The organism is Kitasatospora sp. NPDC057198, assembly GCF_042670125.1.
Lineage (GTDB): Bacteria > Actinomycetota > Actinomycetes > Streptomycetales > Streptomycetaceae > Kitasatospora.
The window spans coordinates 1-3,202 of sequence record NZ_JBHUWH010000665.1 but is presented as its reverse complement, the minus strand read 5'-3'; the positions used below and the strand labels follow the sequence as shown (position 1 = coordinate 3,202).

Below are 3,202 nucleotides of genomic sequence, written 5' to 3'. Positions count from 1 at the left end.
GGCCAGCAGGGTGCCGGCGGCCGGGCCGGCGAGGCGGGCCAGCAGTTCGCGGTCGGGCCGGTCGTCGAGCGCGGCCAGGGCCAGCAGCTCCCGGGCCTCCTCGGAGACGGTGCCCAGCCACTCGTCCACCAGCCGGCGCGCCGCCGGGGGCAGCGCCGTCCCGTCCTCGCCGTCCGGGTCCGTCCCCGGGTCGGCGGTCTCGGCGAGCGCCAGGGCCAGCGCCGGGTTCCCGCCGCTGCACCGGTGGATCCGGCCGACCTGGCGGAGGGTGTGGCGGTGCGGGGCGAGCACGGACGACAGCTGGCGGACCGTCAGGGGCGGGACGCGCACCGCGCGCGCGTCCTCGCCGCTCCAGTGGCCCTCGGTCCCGGGGCGCCAGCTGCGCTCGGTGGCGATGACGGGCAGCTCGGGGACCAGGCGCAGGGCCCAGCGCAGCACGGCCGCGCTGGCCGGATCCAGCCACTGGGCGTTGTCCACCACCAGGGTCAGCGGCGGCACCTCCCGCAGGAGGGCGGTGGCCAGCCGGCGCAGCCGCAGCGAGGCGTCGGCGGGTTCGGCGCCGGCGGCCCCGTCGACCGCCGCGGCGAGTTCGTACGCGGCCGGCAACGGCTGGAGGGCCAGGGCCAGTTCGAGCAGACCGGTCCACGGGACGGGGGCGTCCTGCGGGCCCGGGGCCAGCCGCAGCACGGGCCGCCCCAGCCGTCGCGCCAGGGCGCCGGCCGCGGTGGTCCGGCCGATCCCCGGCGGCCCGAACAGCACCACCCGGCGGCTGCCGGGCCCCTCGTCCGGCACTGCCGGCAGCACGGCACCGACCGGTTCCCGGAGTTCGCTCAACCACGTCGCGGAGTCTGGCACCGGGCCATCGTGCGCCACCGCGGCCGCCGCGGTCCAGGTCAAGGGATTGCCCTGATTTCGACCGCCCCCCGCCTTCCCTAGCCTCATGGCCACAGTCGAGCTGCCCCCCGGCCGCCGGACGCTCCCCCACCCCCAGACGACGTCCGACGGCCCTCTCCCCCCTCAACCCCAGCTCGGCGGGAGGAATGCGATGTCCCGCAAGAACGCCCTCGCAGCCGCCGTCGCGGCCGCCCTCACCCTGGGCACCCTGACCGCGGTGGCCACCCAGACCAGCGCGGCCGCCGACCCCACCGTCCGCCCCGGCACCGGGGCCCGGGCGATGAGCGCCGACGGGCGCGCCGAGGCGCTGCGCACCGCCGACCGGGAGGCCGCGGCCGTCGCGAAGTCGCTCGGCTTCGGCCCCGACGAGCGCCTGGTCGCCAAGGACGTGCTGCTCGACACCGACGGCGCCCGGCACGTGCGCTACGACCGCACCTACCGCGGCCTGCCCGTCATCGGCGGCGACCTGGTCGTGCACTACGACCGGAACGGCCGGGCCACCGGCTCCGACCAGGCCCACCGGGGCGCGCTCAAGGTCGCCGGCACCACGCCGAAGCTCAGCGCGGCCGACGCCTCGGCCGCGGCCGTCCGCCACGCCAAGCACGTCAAGAACGCCAGGACCGGCAGCGCGGACGGCAGCACCCTGGTGGTGTACGCGGTCGGCAAGGTCCCCGTCCTCGCCTACCGATCCACCGTCACCGGCGACGGCGAGGCCGGCGCCGCCTCCCGCGAGGCGGTCGTCGTCGACGCGGCCAGCGGCGCGCCGCTCGACCAGTACGAGCTGCACCAGGGCGTCACCGGCACCGGCAACGGCACCACCGTCGGCCAGGTCTCCATCGAGACCACCCAGTCCGGCGGCAGCTACACCCTCACCGACGCCTCCCACGGCGGCACGATCGTCTACGACGCCTACAACAGCCCGCAGACGAACCCGAAGCAGAACGCCCGCACGTTCTCCAAGTCCACCAACTCCTGGGGCACCGGCACCACTTCGAGCCGGGAGAGCGCCGCCGTGGACGCCTCCTACGGCCTGGCGAAGACCTGGGACTACTACAAGGACTCCTTCAACCGCTCCGGCATCCGCAACGACGGCCGCGGCGCCCCCGCGTACGTGCACGTCGACACCGGCCTGCTGAACGCCTTCTACGACGACGACTGCTTCTGCATGTTCTTCGGCGACGGCTCCTCGCAGAACGGCAACACCCCCGTCACCGCGCTCGACGTGGCCGGCCACGAGATGAGCCACGGCGTCACCGCCGCCACCGCCAACCTCAACTACTCCGGCGAGTCCGGCGGCCTCAACGAGGCCACCAGCGACATCTTCGGCACCATGGTCGAGTTCTACGCCGACAACGCCGGCGACCCGGGCGACTACTACATCGGCGAGAAGCTCAACATGTCCGGCGGCTACATGCGCCGGATGGACAACCCCTCCGCCGACGGCTCCTCGCTGTCCTGCTACAGCTCCAACGCCGGGCAGGTGGACGTGCACTACTCCTCCGGCATCGCCAACCACTTCTTCTACCTGGCGGCCGAGGGCACCGGTGCCAAGACCATCGGCGGGCGCGCGCACAACGCCACCACCTGCAACAACGACACCTTCACCGGCATCGGCCGGGACAAGGCTGCGGCCGTCTGGTACCGCGCCCTGACCACCTACATGACCTCCACCACCACCTACTCCGGCGCCCGCACCGCCACCCTGCAGGCCGCCGCCGACCTGTACGGGGCCAACTCGCAGGAGCGGTACCTGGTCTCCAAGGCGTGGGCCGCCGTCAGCGTCGGCACCGCACTGCCCGACCCCGGCACGGGCAGCAGCCCCTCCCCGTCGCCCTCCGGCTCCAGCAGCCCCTCGCCCTCCCCGTCCCCGTCGTCCACCGGCAGCCCGAACCCGGGCAACGCGCTGACCAACGGCGGCTTCGAACAGGGCACCACCGGCTGGACGCAGAGCGACAACGACATCACCGACTCCGTCCTGCAGCCCGCGCACGGCGGCTCCTGGTACGCCTGGATGATGGGCTACGGCACCTCCGCCGTCGAGTCGCTGTCCCGGTCGAACGTCGCGGTCCCGTCCAGCGGCAGCCCCAAGCTCACCTTCTGGCTGAAGGTGAGCACCCAGGAGTCCGGTTCCACCGCCTACGACACCCTCGTGGTCAACGTCAACGGCACCGCGCTGGCCGCCTACTCCAACGCCAACGCCTCCGCCGGCTACGTCCAGAAGACCGTCGACCTGTCCGCCTACCGGGGCCGGAACGTGAAGCTGGAGTTCGCCGGCACCGAGGACGCCTACCTGGCGACCGTCTTCCTG

The 3,202-nt window shown here is 74.0% G+C and carries 2 protein-coding genes; one reads left to right on the top strand and one right to left on the bottom strand.

Features of this window, described 5'->3' with window-relative positions:
• A partial coding sequence (locus ACFUEL_RS37450; protein ID WP_380242334.1) for an ATP-binding protein occupies positions 1–855 on the bottom strand: 855 nt, incomplete at its 3' end.
• Between the two features lie 190 nt (positions 856–1,045).
• Here ACFUEL_RS37450 and ACFUEL_RS37445 point away from each other — a divergent pair.
• Positions 1,046–3,202, top strand: a 2,157-nt coding sequence (locus ACFUEL_RS37445; protein ID WP_380242332.1) for a M4 family metallopeptidase, incomplete at its 3' end; no start/stop codon positions are given.